Here is a 23,039-nt window from a genome sequence, read left to right on the forward strand (position 1 = left end):
GGGCCGGCACTGTGGCCGACGATGGTGGCACCGGCCTTGACGATGCTCACCGCATAACCTTCGCCGCGGTTGCGGATGGCCAGGTACGGCAGGAAGAACTGGTCGATCAGCCGGTCGGTGGTGGCAGTGTCGCCGGCGGCCAGCGCGTTGTAGAAGTCCATCGCCGTGCGCGGGATGAAGTTGAAGACGGCCGACGAATACACCGGCACGCCCAGCGCGGCATAGGCCGCGGCATACACCTCGGCGGTGGGCAGGCCGCCCAGGTAGGCCACGCGGTCGCCCAGCGCGCGGCGCACGCCCACCATCTTCTCGATGTCGCCCACGCCGTCCTTGTAGCCGATCATGTTCGGGCAGGCGTCCACCAGGCGCTGCAGCGTCTCGGGCGCATAACGGGCCGCGCCGCGGTTGTAGATGATCACACCGATCTTCACGCTGTCGCACACCGCCTTGGCATGCTGGAACAGGCCCTCCTGCGTGGCTTCGGTCAGGTAGTGCGGCAGCAGCAGGATGCCCTGCGCGCCGGCACGCTCGGCCTCTTGCGCATAACGCACCGCCAGCGTGGTGCCGCCGCCGGCACCGGCGACGATGGGCACCTGGCCGCGGCAGGTCTCGCTGGCCACCTTGATGACCTGGCTGAACTCCACCGGCTCCAGCGAGAAGAACTCACCCGTGCCGCCGGCCGCGAACAGCACCGTGGCGCCATAAGGCATCAACCATTCCAGCCGCTGGGCATAACCCCGCGGGTCGAACTTCAGGTCGGCGCCGAAGTCGGTCAGCGGAAAGGACAGCAGACCCGACGACATGGCTTGCTTGAGTTCCTGGGGGCTCATGGGTTCTCCGGTGCACAACGAGTTTTGTTGTCGGTCATCGTACAACATAAGCCGCCGAAAGCTCAAGGGCCAAGGCCATCCGTATTACTGCTTACGCACGAAACAGGGCCATCCCGCTTGACGCGCCTCGGGTCGGCGCGCAACATGTTGTACGACAACTGACCAGTTCGGAGACATGATGGCTGTTCTTTCCCTCTCCCGCACCGCCTGCCTGGCGATCCTGGCCGCTGCCGTGGCCCTGCCCGCCCTGGCCCAGGACGACTGGCCGGCCAAGCCCATCCGGCTGGTGGTGCCGTTTGCGGCCGGCGGCACGTCCGACGTGCTCGCACGTGCGCTGGGCGCGCAACTGCAGACCTCGCTCAAGCAGACGGTCATCATCGACAACAAGGCCGGGGCCGGCGGCGTGATCGGCGCCGACAGCGTGGCCAAGTCGCCGGCCGACGGCTACACCCTGCTGCTGGGCACCATCGCCACCCACGCCATCAACCCGGCGCTGCTGCCCAAGATCCCCTACAACGCGGCCAAGGACTTTGCGCCGGTGATGCTGCTGGGCAGCATCAGCAACGTGCTGCTGGTGGGCCCCGACCAGCCCTTCAAGAACGTGAAGGACGTGGTGGCCGCAGCCAAGGCCAAGCCGGGATCGCTGCAGTTCGCCTCGGCCGGCCAGGGCACCTCGCAGCACCTGTCGGGCGAAACCTTCAAGCTGCTGGCCGGCGTGGAAATCACCCACGTGCCCTACAAGGGCAGCGCCCCCGCCATCCAGGACGTGATGGGCGGCCAGGTGCCGATGAGCTTCGAGACCGCGCTGGTGGCGCTGCCGCAGATCAAGGCCGGCAAGGTCAAGGCGCTGGCCGTGACCAGCGCCAAACGCAGCGCCGTGCTGCCCGAAGTGCCCACGATGCAGGAGGCCGGCATCGCCGGCTTCGACGTGGCCAGCTGGCAGGCGCTGTATGCGCCGGCGGGCACGCCGCCGGCCATCGTCAACAAGCTCAATGCCGAGCTGGCCAAGATCATTGCCCAGCCCGAGATGAAGGCCCGCATGGACGGCCTGGGCCTGGAATACTCGCCCAACACCGCCGAGCAGTTCGCTGCCTTCCAGCGCACCGAGCAGGCCAAGTGGGCCAAGATCGTCAAGGACGGCAACGTCAAGGTTGACTAGACAAGTGACACCCGAAACATCATCGGCGGCGCGGCCGCCGCTGCTTATCTCGATGCACCCGCGCGACAACGTCGCCATCGTGGCCAACGACGGCGGCCTTCCGCCGGGCACGGTGCTGCCCTCGGGTCTGGTGCTGCGCGACCAGGTGCCGCAAGGCCACAAGGTGGCGCTGGTGGATCTGGCCGAAGGCGACGCGGTGCGCCGCTACGACGTGGCCATCGGCTATGCCGCCCAGCCCATCGAGGCCGGCCGCTGGGTGCACGAGCGCCTGCTGCGCATGCCCGACGCCCGCTCGCTGGACGACCTGCCGATGGCCACCGTGCAGCCCGAGCCGCAGCCGCCGCTGGAAGGCTTTACCTTCCAGGGCTATCGCAACCCCGATGGCTCGGTGGGCACGCGCAACATCCTGGCCATCACGCAGACGGTGCAGTGCGTGGCCGGCGTCACCGACTTCGCGGTGCAGCGCATCAAGGCCGAGCTGCTGCCGCGCTACCCGAACGTGGACGACGTGGTGGCGCTGGAACACGGCTATGGCTGCGGCGTGGCCATCGACGCACCCGATGCGGTCATTCCCATCCGCACGCTGCGCAACATCAGCCTCAACCCCAACTTCGGTGGCGAGGTGATGGTGGTGAGCCTGGGCTGCGAGAAGCTGCAGCCCGAGCGGCTGCTGCCGCCCGGCAGCATCGCGCTGGTGGACGAGCGCAACGTGGCCGACATCGGCACCACGGCCGAGCCGCGGCTGGACGTGACCTGCCTGCAGGACGAGGCGCACGTCGGCTTCATGTCGATGATCGATGCGGTGATGCGCCAGGCCGAGCTGCACCTGGAACGCCTGAACCGCCGCCGCCGCGAGACCGTGCCCGCCAGCGAGCTGGTGGTGGGCGTGCAGTGCGGCGGCAGCGATGCCTTCTCGGGCGTCACCGCCAACCCGGCGGTGGGTTACTGCACCGACCTGCTGGTGCGCGCCGGTGCCACGGTGATGTTCTCGGAAGTGACCGAGGTGCGCGACGGCATCGCCCAGCTCACCGCCCGCGCCACCACGCCCGAGGTGGCCGAGGCCATGGTGCGCGAGATGGCCTGGTACGACGCCTACCTGGCCCGCGGCCGGGTGGACCGCAGCGCCAACACCACGCCGGGCAACAAGAAGGGCGGCCTGTCCAACATCGTCGAAAAGGCGATGGGCTCCATCGTCAAGAGCGGCAGCGCGCCGATCTCGGGCGTGGTGTCACCGGGCGACAAGGCCACCAGCCGCGGCCTGCTGTACGCCGCCACACCGGCCAGCGACTTCATCTGCGGCACGCTGCAGATGGCCGCCGGCATGAATCTGCATGTGTTCACCACCGGCCGCGGCACACCCTACGGCCTGGCCCAGGTGCCGGTGATCAAGGTGGCCACCCGCAGCGACCTGGCGCGGCGCTGGCACGACCTGATGGACGTGGACGCCGGCCGCATCGCCACCGGCGACAAAACCATCGAGGAGGTGGGCTGGGAGCTGTTCCACCTGATGCTGGACGTGGCCAGCGGCCGCAAGACCTGGGCCGAGCACTGGAAGCTGCACAACGCGCTGGTGCTGTTCAACCCGGCGCCGGTGACCTGAGCGGCCTGCCCGGCGCCGGCCGCCGGGTCAGGCGACGCGGAACACCGCCACCGCCTGCACCAGCTGCTGGGCCTGGGTGCGCAGGCTCTCGGAGGCGGCGGCGCTTTCTTCCACCAGCGCGGCGTTCTGCTGCGTGGCCTGGTCCATCTGCGTCACCGCCTGGCCTACCTGGTTCACGCCGGCCGACTGCTCGTTGCTGGCCGAGCTGATCTCGGCCACGATGTCCGTCACCCGCTGGATGGCGGTCACCACGTCTTGCATGGTCTGGCCGGCTTCGCCCACCAGCGCGCTGCCCTGCTCCACCCGCTCCACGCTGGTGGCGATCAAGCCCTTGATCTGCCGCGCCGCTTCGGCGCTGCGCTGGGCCAGGCTGCGCACTTCACCCGCCACCACCGCAAAGCCGCGGCCCTGCTCGCCGGCACGGGCGGCTTCCACGGCCGCATTCAGCGCCAGGATGTTGGTCTGGAACGCGATGCCGTCGATGGTGCCGATGATGTCGGCGATCTGCTGCGACGAGTCGTCGATGCTGCGCATGGTGTCGACCACGCGCCCCACCACGCTGCCGCCCTGCTGCGCCACCTGCGAAGCCCGCAAGGCCAGCTGGTTGGCCTGCTGGGCGTTGTCGGCGTTCTGCCGCACGGTGCTGGACAGCTCGTCCATCGAAGCCGCGGTCTGCTGCAGCGCGCTGGCCTGCTGCTCGGTGCGGGCGCTGAGGTCGCTGTTGCCCGCCGCGATCTGCGCACTGGCGGTGGCCACGCCATCGGCGCCGTGGCGCACGCCGGTGGCAATGCCGCGCAGGTTGGCCTGCATGGCGCCCAGCGCCGCCAGCAGGCGTCCCAGCTCGTCCTTGCCGCCATCGGGCATGGGCCGGCTCAGGTCGCCTTCGGCCATGCGGCCGGCTTCTTCCACCGCCTGAGAGGCCTTGCGCGACAAGGCGCCCGACACCGCCCAGGCCACGCCCAGACCCAGCAGCACCATCAAGGCCAGGCCCGACAGCGAGGCCACCCGCGCGGTGGCATAGGCCGAAGCGCTGGCCTCGGCACTGGCCTTGCTGCCATCGGCGTTGAGTTGCACCAGGCTTTCCAGGGCCTTGAGCACCTCTTCGTACGAAGCCGAACCGGCGGCGTTCATCGTCGCCGGAGATCAACGCCTGATAGGCCTTGGCCTGCTGGTCGATGCGCGCCGACAGCTCACCGATCTGGCGCACGTAGTCTTCGACGGCTTTCGGGTCTTCAGCCCCCAGCACCATGCGCAGGCGCGCCACGCGGTAGGCCATCGCATCGCTGCGCACGTCGCCCAGGGCCTGGATGCTGGGCAGCCAGTTCGTGTACTTCTTTCCAGCGGCGCTACGGCGGGCGGTGACCGGACTTGAATGTGTAACGCCAGGCTCGGTCGCGCCGCCTCAGTCCGGCTTGATGCGCGCCCGCGCGATCACCGGCTGCCAGCGCCGCTGCTCTTCGGCGATGAAGCGTGCGAACTCCTGCGGGCTGCTGCCCACGGCAATGGCCGAGTCGTTGGACAGCCGCTCCAGCGCGGCAGGCTCCTTCACCGCACGGGCGGCGGCCGCGGCCAGCTTGTCCGCATACGCGGGCTGCAGGTTGGCCGGGGCCATCAGGCCGTACCACTGCGTCATCTCGAAGCCGGGAAAGCCCTGCTCGGCCACCGTGGGCACATCGGGCAGCTGCGGGATGCGCTGCGTGGTGCCGGTGGCAATGCAGCGCAGCTTGCCCGTCTTGATGAACTGCAGGATGGCCGGGGCGCCCACCGCCGCCGCGTCCAGCCGGCCGGCGATCAGGTCGGTGAGCTGCGGGCCGGTGCCGCGGTAGGGCACGTGCAGCACGAAGGTGCCGGTGGCCGCCTTCAGGTACTCGAAGGCCAGGTGCCCGGCGCTGCCGTTGCCGGCCGAGCCGTAGTTCAGCCGCCCCGGCTTGCTGCGCGCCAGCGCCACGAAGTCCTGCAGGTTCTTCACCGGCAGGTCGGGGTGCACCACGTACAGGCTGGGCACCTTGGCCAGCAGCGAGATGGGGCGGAAGTCGCGCACCGGGTCGTAGGGCAGCTTGGCAAAGATGTAGGGGTTGACCGCCAGCGTGCCGATGTGGCCCAGCACCAGCGTGTGCTGGTCGTCGGCCCGCGCCACTTCGGCCATGGCCACGTTGCCGGCGCCACCGGGCTTGTTGTCCACGTACACCGACTGGCCCAGGCTCTTGCTCAGCTCGGCCGCGGTGGCACGGGCCACGATCTCGGAGCTGCCGCCGGGCGCGAACGGCACCACCAGCCGCACCGCATGGCTGGGCCAGGCCGCCTGCGCACGCACCGCTGCAGGCAGGCAGAAGGACGCGCCGGTGCCGGCAGCCAGCTGTAACCATTGGCGGCGCCGCAGGCCGGCCGCGAACGGGGGAAGGATCAAGGGGCGGGGGATGCTCATGGGCCAGAGGGTAGCGGCTTGCAGTACCGCCACGCCCAGGCACTTGTCGGGATGCCCGCGGCCACGGGGCAGGCGTATCCTCGGCCGCCCCGCTTGCACGGGCACGAAAGGACGGCATGAACGCTTCTTCGGACCGCCGGTGGCGGTGGCAGTGCATCCCGCTGATCGGCTGCCTGGCGGCCACGGCACCGGCCTGGCCCCAGGCCACGCCGCTGGTGGCGCCCGACGCACCGGCCGAAGCACCCGCCAGCCGCCCCGAAGGCCCGCGCCTGCGCGTGACCGGCTTCCAGGTGCAGGGCAACACCTTGCTGCCGGCCGAGCAGGTGCAGGCCGCGCTGGCGCCCCATGCCGGCCAGCGCACTGCGGAAGAACTGCAACGCGCCGCCGCCACGCTGCAGGCCTTGTATGCCCAGGCCGGTTATGGCGGCGTGGTGGCCTTCGTGGCGCCGCAGTCGGCCGCTGATGGCGTCGTCACCATCACCGTGGTGGAAGGCCGGCTGGCGCAGGTGGCGGTGAGCGGCCAGCGCCAGTTCAGCGAAGCCAACGTGCGGGCCAGCCTGCCCGCGCTGGCCGAGGGCCAGACACCGCGGCTGAACCAGCTGGACGCCCAGGTGAGCATGGCCAACGAGAACCCGGCCAAGCAGCTGCAGGTGTTGCTGCAGCCCGGCGCCGGCCCCGGCCAGACCGATGCCCGCGTGACCGTGGCCGAGCAGCCGGTGCAGCGCTGGACGGCCACGCTGGACAACCGCGGCAACCACCGCACCGGCCAGCTGCGCGCCAGCCTGGGCTGGCAGCACGCCAACCTGAGCGACCGCGACGACGCGCTCACGCTCAATGCCCAGACCGCGCCCGACAAGCCCAGTGCGGTGAAGGTGCTCAGCGGCAGCTACCGGCTGCCGCTGTATGCGCAGCGCAGCTTCTTCGATGCCTACGCCGCCTGGTCCGACGTGGACGGCGGCACCACCAGCACCCTGGCCGGTGCGCTGAGTTTTGCCGGCCGTGGCCGCCTGGCCGGCGTGCGCGGCACGCTGCTGCTGCCCCGCTGGGGCGAAGCCGACCAGCGGCTGGCCCTGGCGCTGGACTACCGCGCCTACCTCAACAGCTGCGAGATCGCCGGCCTGCCGCCGGGCGCCTGCGGCCCGGCGGGCGAAAGCGTGTCGGTGCAACCGCTGTCGCTGGAGTACTCGGTGCAGCGGCCGGGGGCGGTGGCCCTGGGCCTGGCCATCGGCCTGCACCACAACCTGCAGCTGGGCGGCGGCCATGCACGCAGCAGCCAGTTCGAGGCGGTGCGCGCCGGCGCCGAGCCGCACTTCACCGCACTGCGCGGCACGGTGTTCGTCGGCGGTCAGCCGCTGGAAGGCTGGGACCTGCAGCTGCGCGCGGCCGGCCAGTTCACCGACGATGCGATGGTGCCGGGCGAGCAGTTCGGCATCGGCGGCGTGGCCTCGGTGCGCGGCTACCGCGAACGTGAGCTGGCCGGCGACCGCGGCCTGCAGGCCACGCTGGAGCTGGCAGGCCCCGAGCTGCTGCGCAGCGGTGGCAGCGCCACGCTGCGTGCGCTGGGCTTCTTCGACGCCGGCTGGGTGGCCAACCGCGCCGGCCTGCCCTGCGAAGGCAACCGCGACGAATGCAGCCTGCGCGCGGCCGGCCTGGGCCTGCGTGGCAGCGTGGGCCGCTGGCAGGCGCAGCTGTACCTGGCGCAGGCCTTCAAGGCCGCCCCGCAGACCGACCGCCACGACTGGCGCGCCCACGTGGCCGTGAGCACCAGTTTCTGAGCGCCCCCGCATGCACGACGAGGTGACGACGATGCGAAGCAGCTTGATCCGCGACACGGCCCGTCGGCCGCAACCCCATCCACTGGCCGCCGCGCTGGCCCTGTGCCTGGCCGGCCCGGCCGCGCTGCAGGCCCAGGCGCTGCCCGGCGGGCTGCAGGTGGTGCAGGGCCAGGCCACGGTGGACACGGCCGGTGCCCGCATGACCATCACCAACAGCCCCAACGCCATCCTCAACTGGCGGTCGTTTTCCATCGGGGCGCAGCAGTCGGTGCACTTCAACCAGGCCAGCAGCGCCAGCCAGGTGCTCAACCGGGTCACGGGCACCGACCCCTCGTCCATCCTGGGCAGCCTGTCGAGCAACGGCCAGGTGTGGCTGCTCAACCCGCACGGCGTGCTGTTCGGCGCCGGCGCGCGGGTGGACGTGGCGGGGCTGGTGGTGTCCACGCTCAACCTGCCGGATGCCGACTTCCTGGCCGGCCGCTACCGGCTGGGCCCGGCGGCCCAGGCGCTGGCCGGTGAGGGCCGCATCGTCAACCAGGGTGAGCTGCGCACGGCCTCGGGCGGGCGGGTGGCGCTGCTGGCCTCGGCCGCGGGCATGGCCAACGAAGGGCTGATCGAGGCGCCCGGCGGCCAGGTGCTGCTGGCCGCGGGCCAGCAGATCGAGCTGGTGGACACGCAGGCGCCGAACCTGGCCTTGCGCGTGATCGCGCCGGCCGGCGAGGCGCTGAACCTGGGCCGCGTGATTGCGCCCGCGGGGCGCATCGACGTGCAGGCCGCCATCGTCAACCAGCAGGGCGTGATGCGGGCCGACGCGCTGGCCGTGGGCCCGGGCGGCGAACTGGTGCTGCAGGCCACGCAGCAGCTGACCCTGGCGGCCGGCAGCCAGACCACCGCCCGCGGCGGCACCGAGGCCGGCCGCGGCGGGCGCATCACGCTGGATGCGGGCGCCCAGGGCACGGCGCTGGTGGCCGGCACGGCCGACGTGACCGCACCGCAAGGCCAAGGCGGCACGCTGCAGCTGCTGGGCCGGCAGGTGGGCGTGCTGGACGGCGGCGTGCTGGATGCATCGGGCCGCAGCGGTGGCGGGCAGGTGCTGGTGGGCGGCGGCGCCCAGGGCGCCGACCCCAGCCTGCGCAATGCCCAGGCCGCCTACGTCGGCCCGCGCGCCACGCTGGCCGCCGATGCCACCGGCCTGGGCGATGGCGGGCAAGTGGTGGTGTGGGCAGACCAGGCCACGCGGGCCTATGGCCGCTTCAGCGCGCTGGGCGGGCCGCTGGGCGGCGATGGCGGCCTGGTGGAAACCTCGGGCGGCTGGCTGGACGCAAGGCCCGCCACCGTGGCCGTGCAGGCGCCGCGCGGGCGCGCAGGCACCTGGCTGCTGGACCCCAACGACATCACCATCGTGGCCAGCGGCAGCGACACCAACATCAGCCCCGGCCCCGACTTCACCAGCACCAGCGATGGGGCGCAGATCAACGCAGCCACCATCGTCAGCGCACTGCAGGCGGGCAACAACGTCAGCATCACCACCGGCACCGGCACGCCGGACAGCGAGGCGGGCGACATCCGCATGCAGTCGGTGGACATCCTGCCCACGCTGTCCACGCCGGTGTCGTTGACGCTCAATGCGCACAACCACATCCAGCTGGACAGCAGCCGCATCGAGGCCAGCGGCGCGGCGCTGGGCATCACGCTCAATGCCGCCAAGGACGGCGGCACCGGCGCCATCGCGCTGTCGGGCAGCACGCTCAACAGCAACGGCGGCAACATCGTGCTGGGCGGTGGCGGCATCGCCAGCGGGCCGCAGGGCACGGCCGGCTTCAGCGCCGCGGTGGGCGCCGACCCTGACTTTGCGAACGGCATCTGGCTGCGCAACGGCAGCGCGCTGCGGGCGGGCAACGGCAGCATCACCCTGCGCGGCGCCACGGTGCAGGAAGGCAGCCTCAACGCCGGCGTGCTGGTGGACGACAACAGCACCCTGCAGGCCCGCGACATCGTGGTGCAGGGCTGGAGCAACGGCGGCCTGCTGCGCACCGGCGTGCACCTGTCCAGCGGCACCCTCACCGCCACCCATTCGCTGCGGGTGGAAGGCACCGCGCTGGCCGCCACCGACCCTGGCGGCAGCAACCCCTCCAACCCCAGCCTGGTGGCGGGCGTGCGGGTGGAAGACGCACAGCTCGTCGTGCAGCCGCCCGCCCCCGACCCCACCGCCTCGCTCACGGTGGTGGGCACGGCCACGGTGTCGGGCAGCGCCTCTTCAGGCGGGCGCGCCGTCAGCGGTTTCGGCGTGAGCCTGCTGCGCAGCTCCTCAAGCCCGGGCAGCGCCCAGCTGCTGGCCCGCAACGGCGCCAGCGTGTCGGTGGAAGGCACGCTCAACTCGGCCGATGGCGGCTATGCCCTGCTGCTGGCCTCGACCGACTACGGCGGCGACATCATCGACGCGGCGGGCGCCTCGTCGCTGACGATCGCGGCCAGCGGCGCCGGCCAGCGGCTGGGGCTGAGCGGCGGCAACATCGTCACGCCCAACGGCGGGCCGGCCACCATCAGCTCGGCCGGCAGCATCGACCTGGTGGACGGCTCCAACGGCTTTTCCGCCTCCATCAACGGCAACGCCAGCAGCCTGTTGATGCAGGCGCAGGACGACCTGCTGATCACCGGCGGCAGCGCCGTCAACTTCAGCGGCAGCAACACGGCGGTCACGCTGGCTTCCAGCGCGGGCAGCATCGGCCTCAGCGGCGCGCCCTTCGTGGCCAGCGGCGGCACGGTGCGGCTGCTGGCGGCGCAGGTATCGATCGCCGGCAGCAGCACCCTCAGCAGCGACGCCAGCGGCGATGCGCTGGTGGTGGCCGGCAGCGGCGGCGGCAATGTGCAGACCTTTGCGCACACCGCCGCCAGCCCGGCCTTCAACACGCCCAACGGCCGCTGGCTGGTGTACGCCACCAGCCCCGACGACGCCGGCTTCGACCCCGGCGCACTGGTGCACGACTTCCGCCAGTACGACGCGGTGTACGGCAACGCGCCCACCGTGCAGGGCAGCGGCAACGGGCTGCTGTTTTCGGTGGCGCCCACGCTGGCGCTGAGCGGCGCGGTGAGCAAGGTGTACGACGGCAACACCACGGTGCAGGTGTCGGCCGCCGAGGTGCAGGCCGGCACCGGCGCGCTCACCGGCGACACCGTGACCGTCGGCTCCGGCGCAGGCACCTATGCCGATGCGCATGTGGGCAGCAACAAGGCCGTGACGGTGAATGCCGCGCTGGTGACGGCCACCGACGAAGACGGCAAGCCGGTGTACGGCTACCGGCTGGGCACGGTCACCGGCAACATCACCCCGCGCAGCCTGACCGTGGGCAGCCTGCAGGTGGCCGACAAGGTGTACGACGGCCAGACCACCGCCAGCGTGAGCAGCAGCAGCGGCCTGGTGGGCCTGGTGGCCGGCGAAAGCCTGCAGCTGCGGCTCGACGGCCGCTTCAGCGATGCCAACGTGGGCACCGGCAAGCCGGTGGCCATCACCCTCGGCCTGGCCGATGGGGCCGGCGGCAGCGGCCTGGCCAGCGACTACGTGCTGGGCACCACCAGCGCCAGCGGCAGCGCCGCCATCACGCCGCGGCCGCTCAGCCTCACCGCGGTGGCCGACGGCAAGCTGTACGACGGCAGCGATGCCGCCACGGTGCGGCTGGCGGCCGTCAACGGCCTGGTCAATGGCGAGCAGCTCACGCTGGGCGTCAGCGGCCGCTTCGCCGATGCCAATGCGGGCACCGGCAAGGCCGTGCAGGTGGCGGTGAGCGCGGCCGACGGCAGCGGCGGCCAGGTGGCCAACTACCAGCTGCCCGCCACGCTGGCCACCAGCGCCGACATCGGCCAGCGCACCCTCACCTACAACGCCACACCGGTGAGCGTGGCCGCGGGCAGCGCCTTGCCGGCCTTCAGCGGCCAGGTGGGCGGCTTCATCGAGGGCGAGAACCTGGCCAATGCCACCACCGGCACGCTGCGCTTCAGCAGCCCCGCGACCACGGCTTCGCCGGCCGGCCGCTATGCCATCGAAGGCGGCGGGCTGGCGGCGCTGAACTACCGCTTCGAGCAGGCGGCCGGCAACGCCACCGCGTTGACGCTGCTGCCCGTGGCGGCCCCGCCGCCACCGCCGCCGCCCCCCACCCCGCCGGTGGACACGGTGGTGCCGCTGCAGCAGTCCACCCCGGTGGAATTGGCCGTGGCCCTGGCCACGCTGCTGCCCGAGCCGGTGCTGCCCGCACCGTTGGCCAACCGCGCACTTGACGCCACCCAGGCACTGGCGCCGGCCACCGCCGGCGGCGGCAGCAGCCCGCGCTTTGGCACCGTGCCGGTGGGCAGCCTGTCGCAAGACGCGCTGGCCGCCTTGCTGGCCTCGCGCGACCGCCTCAAGCAGCAGATCTTTGCGCAGGCGCTGGCCGAGCTGGCGGCCCGGCCACAGGCCGCCGATGTGCCCGCATGCGCCACGCCCGAGCAGGCCGAGACGGGCCTGTGCATGATCACCGTCAAGCAGCGCGACGAGGTGCGCGCGGCGCGCGAGGCGCGGCTGCAGCAGGCCCCCGCCAACGATGCAGCGGCCGCCCCCGCGCCGGCCCCGGCGCCCGCTTCACCGGCGGCCACGCCGGGGGCCCCGGTGGCCCCGCCGGCACCCTCCGCGCCGCCGGTGGCTGCCGCCTTGCCGGCGGTGACGCCGCCGCTCTTTCCCATCCGCGCTGCGGTGCGCAGTGCCGCACTGCCGCAGATACAGCGCAAGCTGGCGGTGCTGATCGGCACCGACCGCTATGCCGACACCCGCATCCCGCAGCTGGACAACGCCGCCAGCGACGCCAGCGCCGTGGCCGCGCTGCTGCAATCGACGCTGGGCTACGAAACGCTGGTGATTGAAAACGGCAGCAAGGACACGGTGATGCGCACGCTGAACCGGCTGGCCACCGAAGTGGGGCCCAACGACTCGGTGGTGCTGTACTACGCCGGCCATGGCGCGGTGGTGCCCACCACCGGCGAGGGCTACTGGCAGCCGGCCGATGCCGATGCCACGCGACCCGAGACCTGGATCAGCAATGCCGACATCGGCCGCGCGGTGGAACGGCTGGGCGCCACGCAGGTGGCCTTGATCTCGGACAGCTGCTACTCGGGTACGCTGGTGTCCGATGCCCGCATCCGCGCCACCACCGCGGCGCTGGACCCCGGCCAGGTGCTGTCGCGCCGCACGGCGGTGGTGATGTCCTCGGGCGGCAACGAGCCGGTGTTCGACGCCGGCAAGGAAGGCCACAGCACCTTCGCCTGGAACCTGATGCGCACGCTGCAGCAGGTGCCCACCTGGCAGCCCGGCGGCAACGTGTTCGAGCGCGTGCGCTTCGCGGTGGCCCGCGAGCTGCCGCAGCGGCCGCAGTACGGCGCGTTCTCCAACAGCGGCTATGCGGCCGGGGCGGACTACCTGTTCGAGAAGCGCGAGCTCACGCGCTGACCCTCCTCACCGGTTGGTGACGATGGTCACGCGGCGGTTCTCAGGCGCCTCAGGGCGGGCAGGGTCCACCAGCTCAGTGGCGCCCTTGCCCTGCGGGGCCAGCCGCTCGGGCAGCACGCCGCGCACGTTCACCAGGTAGTCCACCACCGACTGCGCGCGCTGCTGCGACAGCTTCATGTTGCGGTCGGCCTGGCCGCGCGGGTCGGCATGGCCTTCGACCCGGAAGCCGAAGCCGGCCAGCTTGTCCGACTGCAGCGCGTTGGCCACCGTGTCCAGCGTGGCCTTGGCATCGGCCGTCAGCTCGGCCGAGTCGGTGGGAAAGGTGATCAGCAGCGACGCCTTGCCCGGTGCCGCCGGCTTGTTGCTGGGCGGGCGCACCGCGGGCCGGAAGCCGCGGGTCTTGGCATCGGCCGGCGGCTCGGGCGGCTCGATGGCCAATGCATCGACCAGCGCCGATTCGGTCACGTCGCCGCTGCGCAGCATGGGTTCGGGGGCCGAGGCGCCGGCCGCGGGCTGTGCGCCCGCCAGCAGCGTGCTGCCGGCCAGGGCCGCCATGCACAGCAGGCGGGCCAGAAGGTGTGGAGTCATGAAGCATCCCCTGCGGCCCGCGGCCCGAGCCCCGGCGGGGCCGGCAGCGTGCCAGGAGGTCGAGTTTAGTCAGCCGCCCAACCGGGATTCAGGCGCTGCCACAGCACATGGTCGCGCCAGTCGCCATCGATCATCAGGTACTGCGGCGCCAGCCCGATGCGGGTGAAGCCCAGGCGCTGGATCAGCGCCAGGCTGCGCTCGTTCTCGGGCCGGATGGCGGCTTCGATGCGGTGCAGCCGGCCACGCGGCGAGAACATCTCGGCCAAGGCCACGGCCAGCGCCGCGGCCATCACGCCCCGGCCTTCCAGGCCCTGGTCCACCGAGTAGCCCAGCGAGGCGCTTTGAAAGGGCCCGCGCGACACGTTCGAGAAGTGGATGCTGCCCACCACGCGCGAGGCGTCCTGCAGCTCCACCAGCCAGTAGCGGTAGGCCGTGCCCATGCCGAAGGCCAGCGTGCTTTGCATCAAGCGCTCGGCCTGCACCGCGGCACTGTCGAAGCCGGGCGGTGATGGCGGGTCCCAGCGGCTGAAGTGCGCGCAGTTGCGGCGGTAGTAGTCGGCCACCGCCGCGGCCTGCACGAAGGGGGACGACACCAGCTCCACATGCGGCGTGGACAAGCGCACCAACGGGCCTTGGGGGCTGCTGCTGATGGCCGGGATGGGAGGTGCTTGCATCGTGCGGATTGTCACGCAGCACCCGGGCCCGAAGGGCCTTTATTGATCAAAAGCGCAATGGCGCATTGGCGTTCAAGTGCTGTTTCAAAAGCACCCCGCTGCCTACAGTTCATCCCATCGACAGGGCCACAACGACAGCGCAGTGCCCCCGCCGACGAAACCGACTCGACAACATATCCACTTGAAGGAATCGTCATCTTGAACACCAAGACCCGCATCGCCTCCGCCCTGGCCGCTTCCATGTTCGCCCTGCTGGCTGCAGGCACCGCCAACGCCCAGGTCTATGGCGACACCGGCGGCTACAACGTGCCGGAACTGCAAGCCAAGAGCACCAAGACCCGCGCCCAGGTGCAGGCCGAGCTGGCCCAGGCCCGGGCCAACGGCGAGCTGTCGACGCATGCCGAAGGTTATGACTTCGCGGCCCGCCAGGCCACCGCTTCCACCAAGACCCGCGAGGAAGTGCGCGCCGAAGCCGCCAAGGCCCTGAAGTCGGGCGAAGCCTCGGCCTTCGGCAACTACACCCGCGGCTGAGCCTCACTTGTCTAGTCAAGCACGGCGACTGTTTCGATTTGCGCAATGACGCATTGACCGCTCAGCGCTTTTTCTCAACGGCCGCCCTGCCTACAGTCCACCTCATCGACGGCGCTGCCGCCGACTCTCGGAGATAGAACGTGAACACCAAGACCCGCATCGCTTCCACCCTGGCCGCTTCCCTGATCGCCCTGCTGGGCTCGGCTGCCGCCAACGCCCAGGTCTACGGCGACACCGGTGGCTACAACGTGCCGGAACTGCAAGCCAAGAGCACCAAGACCCGCGCCCAGGTGCAGGCCGAGCTGCAACATGCCCGCGCCAACGGCGAACTGCGCACCACCGCCGACGGTTACGGCATCGTGGAAAGCAGCGCCCCGACGCAATCGGCCAAGAGCCGCGACGAAGTGCGCGCTGAAGTCATCCAGGCCATCCGCAGCGGCGCTCACCTGAGCATGGGCGACCAAAGCCGCGGCTGATCGACCGGGGCTGCGGCCCCGCGCAAGCCAGCCACACAACGCCGCACGGCCTGCCGTGCGGCGTTTTGCGTTCTTGCGTGGCACGGCGCCACGGACTGTTCGCCTTCCTGCAACAACCCATTCGGCCACCCGCCCTTTATCCGGCCCACTGCCTTGCCTAAAGTTGATCCCATCAACCAAACAGGAGCCGACATGAACACCAAGCACCTCATCTCCGCTGCGCTGGCCGCCTCGTTCGCGCTGCTGGCCGGCGCCGCTCACGCGCAGGACCACCTGGGCGACGACTACGGCTACGCACTGACCCAGCAGAAGTTCCAGTCCACCAAGACCCGCGCCCAGGTGCAGGCCGAGCTGGCCCAGGCCCGCGCCAACGGCGAGCTGCGCACCGACGCCGACGGCTACGGCTACCTGCAGCAACGCGCCACCGCCTCCACCAAGACCCGCGACGAAGTGCGCGCCGAAACCATCCGCGCGATGAAGAACGGCAGCCTGAGCCAGGGCAATGCCACGCTCTATTCACGCGGTTGAAAGACCTCTCATGAAAACCGCCCTCATCTTTGCCGTCGGCACCCTGGGCTTTGCCGCCAGCGTGGCCTGGGCCGCCGACGTGCCGGCGCGCGCCGACCTCGCGCCGCAGCCCGCGCGCCTGAGCGCACCTGCCGATGCCAGGCCGGCCGCCCGGCCGCTGCGTGCACCGGCCGCACCCGCCGCCCGCACCCAGCCGGTGGACCAGCGCACGCCGGCCACGCCCGGCAGCACTGCGCCCGACACGCTGTGCGCCTGCACCGGCGGCGATCACTTCGCCTGACGCCGGCAAGGGCCGGCTGACAGCGGCAAGAATCAGGGCATGCATGCTTTGATGTCCCTGCTGGTCGACCATGGGTTGTGGCTGGTCTTCTTCGTCACCCTGGCCGCGCGCGCCGGTGTGCCGGTGCCGGCCGCGCCGCTGCTGGTGATGGCCGGCGGGGTCTCGATGGCGCCCTGGCTGCCCACCGCGGCCGCCTGGCTGCTGGCGCTGGGTGTGGCGGTGCTGGCCAACCTGGCCGGCGATGCGGTGTGGTTCGCCGCCGGCCGCCGTTATGGCCACCGGGTGATGGGCCTGCTGTGCCGGCTGTCGCTGTCGCCCGACTCCTGCGTGCGGCAAAGCGAATCGCTGATGTCGCGCTGGGGCGGCAGCGCGCTGCTGGCCGCCAAGTTCGTGCCCGGCGTGTCGGTGGTGGCCGCGCCGATGGCCGGCGCGCTGGGCATGTCGGTGCCGCGCTTCGTGGCCTTTGACCTGCTGGCCGGCGCCGTCTGGTCGGCGCTGTTCCTGGGGCTGGGCGCGCTGTTCAGCCAGCAGGTGGACGCGGTGCTGGTGTACCTGGCCGATGCCGGCCTGGTGGCGGCGGTGGTGGTGCTGGGCGGCGCGGCCGCGTTCGCCGGCTGGCGCTGGTGGCGCCGCCGCCGCTTCCTGAAGTCGCTGGCCATGGTGCGCATCAGCGTCGATGAGCTGCATGCCTTGATGGGCGCGGCCGCCGGCAGCCCAGAGGCCCCGCTGGTGATTGACGTGCGATCGGGCACCGCCAACCAGCTCGACCCGCGGGTGATTCCCGGTGCGCAACGGATGGCGCTGCCCGACATCACCGGCCTGGCCGCCGGGCTGCCGCGCGACCGCGACATCGTCCTGTATTGCAACTGCCCCAACGAAGCCTCGGCTGCGGTGGCGGCGCAGCGGCTGGCGGGCAAGGGCTTCACCCGCGTGCGGCCGCTGGCCGGCGGGCTGGAAGCCTGGGCCGCCGCAGGCCACCCGGTGGCCCTGGCCTGAACCCCGGGCTCGCGGCCCGCCGGCCGCGCCACTGCTGCATTGCACAATCCATCTCCAGTCACCAGCACCGGGGGAAGCCGCATGCGCCGAGTCGTGTTCAACCAGAAGGGGGGCGTGGGCAAGTCCACGATCACCTGCAACCTGGCCGCCATCGGCGCGCAACAGGGGCTGCGCACGCTGGTGGTCGACCTGGATTCGCAGGGCAACACCACCCACTACCTGATGGGCGATGCCGCCACCCAGGGCCTGGGCGATGGTGCGGCCGAGTTCTTCGAGCAGACGCTGAAGTTCACGGTGCGCCCGCCGGCCACCACCGACTTCATCGTGGCCACGCCCTGGGAGCACCTGAGCCTGATGCCGGCCAGCGCCCACCTGGACGAACTGCACGGCAAGCTGGAGTCGCGCTACAAGATCTACAAGCTGCGCGATGCGCTGGCCGAGCTGACCGACGAGTTCGACGCCATCTGGATCGACACGCCGCCGGCGCTGAACTTCTACACCCGCTCGGCGCTGATCGCGGCCGAGCGCTGCCTGATCCCGTTCGACTGCGACGACTTCTCGCGCCGCGCGCTGTACGGCCTGATGGAGACGGTGCAGGAGATCCAGGCCGACCACAACCCGGGCCTGCAGGTCGAGGGCATCGTGGTCAACCAGTTCCAGCCCCGCGCCAGCCTGCCCCAGCGCACCGTGCAGGAACTGATCGACGAAGGCCTGCCGGTGCTGCAGCCCTACCTGAGCGCCAGCGTGAAGATCAAGGAATCGCACGAGCTGGCCCGCCCGATGGTGCACCTGGACCCGCGCCACAAGCTGACGCAGGAGTTCGTGGCGCTGCATGGGGCGTTGGAGGCGTAGCCAGCGCACCGAGCGCTAGCACTTCATGCTATCGTTTGGACGGTGAACGCCCGACACCGAAAGACGTTGTCCGCCGTCTTCGCCAAGCCCACGTCGGCATCGATCGTGTTTGCGGACATCGAGGCCCTGGTCAAAGCCTTGGGCGGCAAGGTGACCGAGCGGGAAGGATCACGCGTCAGGATCGAGTTGGCTGGCCAACAGTGGCGCTGCCACCGGCCACACCCCGGCAAGGAAGCCAAGCGCTACCAGGTGGAAGAAGCCCGCGAGTTTTTCGAGCAAGCAGGAGTACGTCCATGAACACGATGACCCACGGCGGTTACACGGCGCGCATCGAGTTCGATGAGCGCGACAACCTCTTCGTCGGCCGCATCCTCGGCCTGCGCAGCATCATCAGCTTTCACGGCGAAACGGTGACGCAATTGCGCCGCGAATTCGCCAGCGCGGTCAAGGACTACCTGCAGGACTGCGCCGAACAGGGCGTGGAGCCCGAGAAGCCCGCCTCGGGCAAGCTGCTGCTGCGCGTGCCGCCCGAAATGCACAGCCGCGCCCTGGTGGCCGCCCAGGCCAAGGGCAAGAGCCTGAACCAATGGGCCACCGAAGCCCTGCGCGATGCGCTGGAGCACTGACCATCCCGTGTACACCTCCACCTTCACCTTCCTGCCCGGCGACTACGACGAGGCCTTCCATGCGCTGGACCGGGTGATCGCAGAAGTGGCGCGGTCGATCCCCGGCTACCTGGGCGAAGAGGCCTGGGACAACGCGGCGACCGGGCTGGTGTCCAACGTGTACTACTGGGCATCGATGGAGGCGCTGCAGACGCTGATGCAGCACCCCGCGCACCTGCAAGCCAAGCAGGCGCAATCGCAGTGGCTCAAGGGCTACCAGGTGGTCATCGCCCAGGTGCTGGGCAGCTACGGCGACGGGCGCATCGCGCATCCACTGGCGGGTCGCGAGGGGCCGGGCCGCTGATCGGCCCCACCCCCTACCACCCCGCCGGATCGACCTGGTAGTAGCCGCGCAGCTCCTGGTACAGCGCCGGGTGTTCGGCGGCCAGGCGCCGGGCCTGTTCGAAGAACACCTCGGTGGCCACCGCGAAGAACTCGGCGGGGTCTGTGGCGCCGTAGGGGTCGAACAAGGTGGGCTCGCCTGCGGCCAGGCGCTGGCGCAACTGGCCGAAGGCCTCGCCCAGCACCCGCGACCAGCGCTCGTAGTGGCGGCGGCCGCTCAGCGGCGGCGCGCCGTTGGCGGTGCCGGTGATCTGGTCGAGCTGGTGCGCAAACTCGTGGATCACCACGTTGTGGCCGTCGTCGGGGTCGGCCGCGCCCTGCAGCGCATCGGCCCACGACAGCAGCACCTGCCCTTGCGACCACGATTCGCCCGACAGCACCCGCCGGTCATCGTGCTGCACGCCGGCACCGCCGGGCCGCACGCGGTCGACCACGAAGGCGCCGGGGTACAGCAACACCTGCCGCAGCTCGGTGAAGGCCGCGCGCGGCCGGTTGAGCAGCAGCAGGCTGGCCTGCGCCGCGATGGTCACGCGCATCTCGTCCGTGACCGCCAGCCCTTGGCAGCCGATGATGGGCACCTCGGCCAGGAAGACCTGGATGCGCTGCTTGAGCTGCAGCTGCAGGTCGGCCGGCAGCCGCCGCACCAGCGGCACGCGCCGCCGCAGGATGCGGCGCCAGGCCGCCGGAAACGGCTGCGCCCGCCAGCGGCGGCGGCGCTGTTCGCGCCACCACGGCTGGCCCAGGAACCCCGCCGCCAGCAGCAGGCCCACCAGGGCCAGGAAGGTCATGCCCATAGAGTGCCCAGTGTGCGCGTCAAGCGCCCGCCCCTTCCCAGCTGCCGCCCAAAGCCCTCACCAGGCCGACGGTGGCCTGGTACTGCGCGGCCCGCACCTGCAGCGCCTGGCGGCGGTTGCGCAATTCGGTGCGCTGCGCATCCAGCAGGTCGAGCTGGCTGATGTAACCGTTGCGCCAGCGCGTGCCCGACAAGGCCGTGGCCCGGCTGGCCGAGGCCACCGCGCGCGCCTGCGCCTCGGCCTGGTCGGCCAGCAGTCGCAGCGCGGCCAGCTGGTCTTCGACGTCGCGGAAGGCCACCAGCACCTGTTCGCGGTAGCCGGCCAGCGCGCCGTCCAGCTCGGCCCGGGCGCTGTCGATGCCGGCCTGGCGGCGGCCGCCGTCGAACAGGGGCATGGACAGCAGCGCGCCCACGCCCCAGCTGCGCATCGACCACTTGAAGAGGTCGCCCAGGTCGGAAGAGGCCTGCCCCGCACTGCCGGTGAGCGACACGCTGGGGAACCAGGCGGCCTGCGCCACGCCCACCCGCGCCTGCGCGGCCAGCATGCTGCGCTGGGCGGCGGCCACGTCGGGCCGGCGCTGCAGCACGGTGCTGGGCACGCCGGGCGGCACCACCGGCAGCGCCGCCGTCCAGCCCTGCGGCGGCAGGCTGAAGGTGGAAGCCGGCTCACCGACCAGCACCGCCAGCGCATGTTCCAGCGTGGCGCGGCGCTGGTCCAGCGCCAGCGCCTCGGCCTCGGTGGCGGCCACCTCGGCGCGCACACGCACCACGTCCAGCTCGGCGATGTCACCGGCCTGCTGGCGCGCTTCGGTCAGGCGCAAGGTGTCGCGGTAGGCGGCCACGGTGTCGCGCACCAGGGCGCGCTCCTCGTCCAGCGTGCGCAGGGCCAGGTAGGTCTGCGCGGTTTCGGCCTGCACCAGCAATCGCGCGCTTTGCAGCAGCGCGGCGCGCGATTGCGCATCCAGCTCGGCGGCCTGGCTGGCGCGTGACAGGCGGCCGAACAGGTCGACCTCGTACTGCAGGTTCAGCCCCACGCTGGCCACGGTGTTGGCCGGGCCGTTGTTGGTCAGGCCCGCCTGACGCGACACGCCGGCCTGCGCGCCCACCTGCGGCGAACGGGCACTGTCGGTCTGGCGGGCCAGCGCCCGCGCCTGCTGCAGCCGCGCCGCCGCCTGCTGGATGCTGGTGTTCTGCTCGGCGGCCTGGGCCACCCAGCGGTCCAGCTCGGCATCGCCGAAGCTCTTCCACCATTCACCGCGCGGCTGCGCATCGGCCGGCCGGGCCTGGGCCCAGCGGCCATCGGTTTCCTTGAAGGCGGCGGGCGTGGCCGGCAGCAGCCGGTCTTCCACCGGCGGCAGCGGCGTGGCGCAGCCGGCGATCACCAGCGCGGCCACCAGCGGCAGCAGGCGCTGCGCGAATTGCATGCTCTTGTTCATGTCGTGCTCCTAGTCGCGCGCTCAGGCGTCATGCGGGTGGCGGGGCGCGGCCGGGTGCGGCTGCAGGCCGCCGCCGCCGGGGTGGGCGGGCGCGGTGGCAAAGGCTTCCAGGTGCGGCACCTCGCCATGCAGCTTCAGCGGCCGGTTGCCGGTGAGCTGGCGCAGCAGCACATAGAACACCGGCGTGAGGAAGAGGCCGAAGGCCGTGACGCCGATCATCCCGGCGAACACCGCCACGCCCATGGCGCTGCGCATCTCGGCCCCCGCGCCGGTGGACAGCACCAGCGGCAGCACACCCATCACGAAGGCCAGCGAGGTCATCAGGATGGGGCGCAGCCGCAGGCGGCTGGCCTCGATGGCGGCCTGCAGCGGCGTGCGGCCAGCAAACTCCAGCTCACGCGCGAACTCCACGATCAGGATCGCGTTCTTCGCGCTCAGCCCCACCAGCACCACCAGGCCGATCTGCGTGAACACGTTGTTGTCACCGCCCGAGAGCCACACGCCCGTCATCGCAGCCAGCAGGCCCATGGGCACGATGAGGATGATGGCCAGCGGCAGCGTCAGGCTCTCGTACTGCGCGGCCAGCACCAGGAACACCAGCAGGATGGCCAGCGGGAACACGATGACCGCGGAGTTGCCGGCCAGGATCTCCTGGTAGGTCAGCTCGGTCCACTCGAAGCCGATGCCGGGCGGCAGCGTTTCCTTGGCGATGCGCTCGATGGCTTGCCGCGCCTGACCCGACGAATAACCCGGGGCCGGGCCGCCGTTGATGTCGGCCGACAGAAAGCCGTTGTAACGCATCGCCCGCTCGGGACCGAAGCTGGGCTGCACCTTCAGCAGCGCCGCCAGCGGCACCATCTCGCCGCTGGCCGAGCGCACCTTCAGCAGCCCGATGTCGTCGGGCCGCGCGCGGTGGGCAGCATCGGCCTGCACCCGCACCGAGTACGTGCGGCCGAAGCGGTTGAAGTCGTTCACGTACAGGCTGCCCAGGTAGATCTGCAGCGTGTCGAACACGTCGGTCACCGCCACGCCCAGCTGGCGCGCCTTGGTGCGGTCGATGTCGGCATACAGCTGCGGCACGTTGACCTGGTAGCTGCTGAACATGCCGGCCAGCTCGGGGGTCTGGTAGGCCTTGGCCATGAAGGCCTTGGTGGCCGCGTCCAGCGCCTCGTAGCCCAGCGAGGCGCGGTCTTCCAGCTGCAGCTTGAAGCCGCCCGTGGTGCCCAGCCCCTGCACCGGCGGCGGCGGGAACATCACGATGAAGGCGTCTTCGATCTGCGCGAACTGCTGGTTCAAGGCCCCCGCGATGGCGCCGGCACTCAGCGCCGCGCTGGTGCGCTCTTCAAACGGCTTGAGGCTGACGAACACCACGCCCGAGTTGGAGCTGTTGGTGAAGCCGTTGATCGACAGGCCCGGGAACGCGATGGCGTGCTCGACGCCCGGCTGCTTGAGCGTGAGCTCGCCCATGCGGCGGATGACCTCGTCGGTGCGGTCCAGCGTGGCGCCGTCGGGCAGCTGGGCAAAGCCGATCAGGTACTGCTTGTCCTGCGCCGGCACGAAGCCGCTGGGCACCGCCTTGAAAAGGCCGAAGGTCACGGCCACCAGCGCCAGGTACA

Annotated in this window: 20 protein-coding genes and 1 pseudogene; 13 read left to right on the top strand and 8 right to left on the bottom strand. The window is 71.3% G+C overall.

What is annotated here, in order from left to right; all coding sequences use genetic code 11:
- Positions 1-830, bottom strand: an 830-nt coding sequence (gene kdgD / locus ABNT58_RS20820; protein WP_348755329.1) for a 5-dehydro-4-deoxyglucarate dehydratase, incomplete at its 3' end; no start/stop codon positions are given.
- A gap of 178 nt (positions 831-1,008) precedes the next feature.
- On the opposite strand from kdgD, the gene ABNT58_RS20825 reads away from it, so the two are divergent.
- Positions 1,009-1,989 carry a tripartite tricarboxylate transporter substrate binding protein gene (locus ABNT58_RS20825; RefSeq protein WP_348755330.1) on the top strand — a complete coding sequence of 327 codons (981 nt, stop codon included), beginning with the start codon at positions 1,009-1,011 and terminating at the stop codon, positions 1,987-1,989.
- A 52-nt stretch (positions 1,990-2,041) separates the two neighbouring features.
- Positions 2,042-3,589: a galactarate dehydratase gene (garD, locus tag ABNT58_RS20830; protein WP_348755346.1), complete on the top strand. Its 1,548-nt coding sequence runs from the start codon at positions 2,042-2,044 to the stop codon at positions 3,587-3,589.
- Here garD and ABNT58_RS20835 read toward each other — a convergent pair.
- Positions 3,567-4,585 (bottom strand): annotated as a pseudogene (locus ABNT58_RS20835) (methyl-accepting chemotaxis protein); the annotation flags it as partial. The gene garD and the pseudogene ABNT58_RS20835 sit on opposite strands and share 23 nt — an antisense overlap.
- Before the next feature lie 406 nt (positions 4,586-4,991).
- Positions 4,992-6,014 carry a tripartite tricarboxylate transporter substrate binding protein gene (locus ABNT58_RS20840; RefSeq protein WP_348755331.1) on the bottom strand — a complete coding sequence of 341 codons (1,023 nt, stop codon included), beginning with the start codon at positions 6,012-6,014 and terminating at the stop codon, positions 4,992-4,994.
- 116 nt (positions 6,015-6,130) lie between these two features.
- On the opposite strand from ABNT58_RS20840, the gene ABNT58_RS20845 reads away from it, so the two are divergent.
- Together ABNT58_RS20845 and ABNT58_RS20850 are read left to right on the top strand one after the other, a co-directional pair.
- Complete coding sequence (locus ABNT58_RS20845; RefSeq protein ID WP_348755332.1) at positions 6,131-7,789, top strand: ShlB/FhaC/HecB family hemolysin secretion/activation protein; 1,659 nt, start codon at positions 6,131-6,133, stop codon at positions 7,787-7,789.
- A 31-nt stretch (positions 7,790-7,820) separates the two neighbouring features.
- Positions 7,821-13,262 carry a YDG domain-containing protein gene (locus ABNT58_RS20850; protein WP_348755333.1) on the top strand — a complete coding sequence of 1,814 codons (5,442 nt, stop codon included), beginning with the start codon at positions 7,821-7,823 and terminating at the stop codon, positions 13,260-13,262.
- Between the two features lie 6 nt (positions 13,263-13,268).
- On the opposite strand, the gene ABNT58_RS20855 is transcribed toward ABNT58_RS20850, so the two are convergent.
- Positions 13,269-13,850, bottom strand: a complete 582-nt coding sequence (locus ABNT58_RS20855) for an OmpA family protein (protein WP_348755334.1) — start codon at positions 13,848-13,850, stop codon at positions 13,269-13,271.
- Positions 13,851-13,915: 65 nt separating this feature from the next.
- Positions 13,916-14,524: a GNAT family N-acetyltransferase gene (locus ABNT58_RS20860; RefSeq protein WP_348755335.1), complete on the bottom strand. Its 609-nt coding sequence runs from the start codon at positions 14,522-14,524 to the stop codon at positions 13,916-13,918.
- Positions 14,525-14,722: 198 nt separating this feature from the next.
- Between ABNT58_RS20860 and ABNT58_RS20865 the strand changes: the two genes are divergently transcribed.
- The 9 genes from ABNT58_RS20865 (at position 14,723) to ABNT58_RS20905 (ending at position 19,156) form a co-directional block, all read left to right on the top strand.
- On the top strand, positions 14,723-15,055 hold the full coding sequence (locus tag ABNT58_RS20865; protein WP_348755336.1) for a DUF4148 domain-containing protein: 333 nt from the start codon (positions 14,723-14,725) through the stop codon (positions 15,053-15,055).
- A gap of 140 nt (positions 15,056-15,195) precedes the next feature.
- Positions 15,196-15,531 carry a DUF4148 domain-containing protein gene (locus tag ABNT58_RS20870; RefSeq protein ID WP_348755337.1) on the top strand — a complete coding sequence of 112 codons (336 nt, stop codon included), beginning with the start codon at positions 15,196-15,198 and terminating at the stop codon, positions 15,529-15,531.
- A gap of 192 nt (positions 15,532-15,723) precedes the next feature.
- Positions 15,724-16,059: a DUF4148 domain-containing protein gene (locus ABNT58_RS20875; protein ID WP_348755338.1), complete on the top strand. Its 336-nt coding sequence runs from the start codon at positions 15,724-15,726 to the stop codon at positions 16,057-16,059.
- A gap of 10 nt (positions 16,060-16,069) precedes the next feature.
- Entirely contained in the window at positions 16,070-16,339 is a 270-nt protein-coding gene (locus ABNT58_RS20880) for a hypothetical protein (protein WP_348755339.1), read from the top strand.
- Positions 16,340-16,390: 51 nt separating this feature from the next.
- A complete protein-coding gene (locus ABNT58_RS20885) occupies positions 16,391-17,335 on the top strand; it encodes a DedA family protein/thiosulfate sulfurtransferase GlpE (RefSeq protein WP_348755340.1) in 945 nt (314 codons plus the stop codon).
- A gap of 81 nt (positions 17,336-17,416) precedes the next feature.
- Complete coding sequence (locus ABNT58_RS20890) at positions 17,417-18,187, top strand: ParA family protein (RefSeq protein WP_348755341.1); 771 nt, start codon at positions 17,417-17,419, stop codon at positions 18,185-18,187.
- Between the two features lie 66 nt (positions 18,188-18,253).
- Positions 18,254-18,484 carry a type II toxin-antitoxin system HicA family toxin gene (locus ABNT58_RS20895; protein ID WP_348755342.1) on the top strand — a complete coding sequence of 77 codons (231 nt, stop codon included), beginning with the start codon at positions 18,254-18,256 and terminating at the stop codon, positions 18,482-18,484.
- A complete protein-coding gene (locus tag ABNT58_RS20900) occupies positions 18,481-18,813 on the top strand; it encodes a type II toxin-antitoxin system HicB family antitoxin (protein WP_250198952.1) in 333 nt (110 codons plus the stop codon). Before ABNT58_RS20895 ends, ABNT58_RS20900 begins: the two co-directional genes overlap by 4 nt.
- Positions 18,814-18,820: 7 nt before the next feature.
- On the top strand, positions 18,821-19,156 hold the full coding sequence (locus ABNT58_RS20905) for an antibiotic biosynthesis monooxygenase (protein WP_348755347.1): 336 nt from the start codon (positions 18,821-18,823) through the stop codon (positions 19,154-19,156).
- Positions 19,157-19,169: 13 nt separating this feature from the next.
- Here the strand turns inward: ABNT58_RS20905 and ABNT58_RS20910 are convergent, their stop codons facing one another.
- From ABNT58_RS20910 to ABNT58_RS20920, 3 genes are all read right to left on the bottom strand, one after another.
- A complete protein-coding gene (locus tag ABNT58_RS20910; protein ID WP_348755343.1) occupies positions 19,170-19,982 on the bottom strand; it encodes a M90 family metallopeptidase in 813 nt (270 codons plus the stop codon).
- A gap of 25 nt (positions 19,983-20,007) precedes the next feature.
- Positions 20,008-21,423, bottom strand: a complete 1,416-nt coding sequence (locus ABNT58_RS20915; protein ID WP_348755344.1) for an efflux transporter outer membrane subunit — start codon at positions 21,421-21,423, stop codon at positions 20,008-20,010.
- Between the two features lie 21 nt (positions 21,424-21,444).
- The coding region (locus ABNT58_RS20920) for an efflux RND transporter permease subunit (RefSeq protein WP_348755345.1) at positions 21,445-23,039 on the bottom strand (1,595 nt) is incomplete at its 5' end.

The organism is uncultured Aquincola sp., from assembly GCF_964001545.1.
In the GTDB taxonomy this organism is placed as follows: Bacteria; Pseudomonadota; Gammaproteobacteria; order Burkholderiales; family Burkholderiaceae_C; genus Aquincola.

What these genes read in the sequence shown, in the direction of transcription:
- ABNT58_RS20825 (WP_348755330.1), top strand. Translation starts at nt 1,009, where the DNA reads ATGGCTGTTCTTTCCCTCTCCCGCACCGCCTGCCTGGCGATCCTGGCC.
- garD (WP_348755346.1), top strand. Translation starts at nt 2,042, where the DNA reads ATGCACCCGCGCGACAACGTCGCCATCGTGGCCAACGACGGCGGCCTT.
- ABNT58_RS20840 (WP_348755331.1), bottom strand. Translation starts at nt 6,014, where the DNA reads ATGAGCATCCCCCGCCCCTTGATCCTTCCCCCGTTCGCGGCCGGCCTG.
- ABNT58_RS20845 (WP_348755332.1), top strand. Translation starts at nt 6,131, where the DNA reads ATGAACGCTTCTTCGGACCGCCGGTGGCGGTGGCAGTGCATCCCGCTG.
- ABNT58_RS20850 (WP_348755333.1), top strand. Translation starts at nt 7,821, where the DNA reads ATGCGAAGCAGCTTGATCCGCGACACGGCCCGTCGGCCGCAACCCCAT.
- ABNT58_RS20855 (WP_348755334.1), bottom strand. Translation starts at nt 13,850, where the DNA reads ATGACTCCACACCTTCTGGCCCGCCTGCTGTGCATGGCGGCCCTGGCC.
- ABNT58_RS20860 (WP_348755335.1), bottom strand. Translation starts at nt 14,524, where the DNA reads ATGCAAGCACCTCCCATCCCGGCCATCAGCAGCAGCCCCCAAGGCCCG.
- ABNT58_RS20875 (WP_348755338.1), top strand. Translation starts at nt 15,724, where the DNA reads ATGAACACCAAGCACCTCATCTCCGCTGCGCTGGCCGCCTCGTTCGCG.
- ABNT58_RS20880 (WP_348755339.1), top strand. Translation starts at nt 16,070, where the DNA reads ATGAAAACCGCCCTCATCTTTGCCGTCGGCACCCTGGGCTTTGCCGCC.
- ABNT58_RS20885 (WP_348755340.1), top strand. Translation starts at nt 16,391, where the DNA reads ATGTCCCTGCTGGTCGACCATGGGTTGTGGCTGGTCTTCTTCGTCACC.
- ABNT58_RS20890 (WP_348755341.1), top strand. Translation starts at nt 17,417, where the DNA reads ATGCGCCGAGTCGTGTTCAACCAGAAGGGGGGCGTGGGCAAGTCCACG.
- ABNT58_RS20900 (WP_250198952.1), top strand. Translation starts at nt 18,481, where the DNA reads ATGAACACGATGACCCACGGCGGTTACACGGCGCGCATCGAGTTCGAT.
- ABNT58_RS20910 (WP_348755343.1), bottom strand. Translation starts at nt 19,982, where the DNA reads ATGACCTTCCTGGCCCTGGTGGGCCTGCTGCTGGCGGCGGGGTTCCTG.
- ABNT58_RS20915 (WP_348755344.1), bottom strand. Translation starts at nt 21,423, where the DNA reads ATGAACAAGAGCATGCAATTCGCGCAGCGCCTGCTGCCGCTGGTGGCC.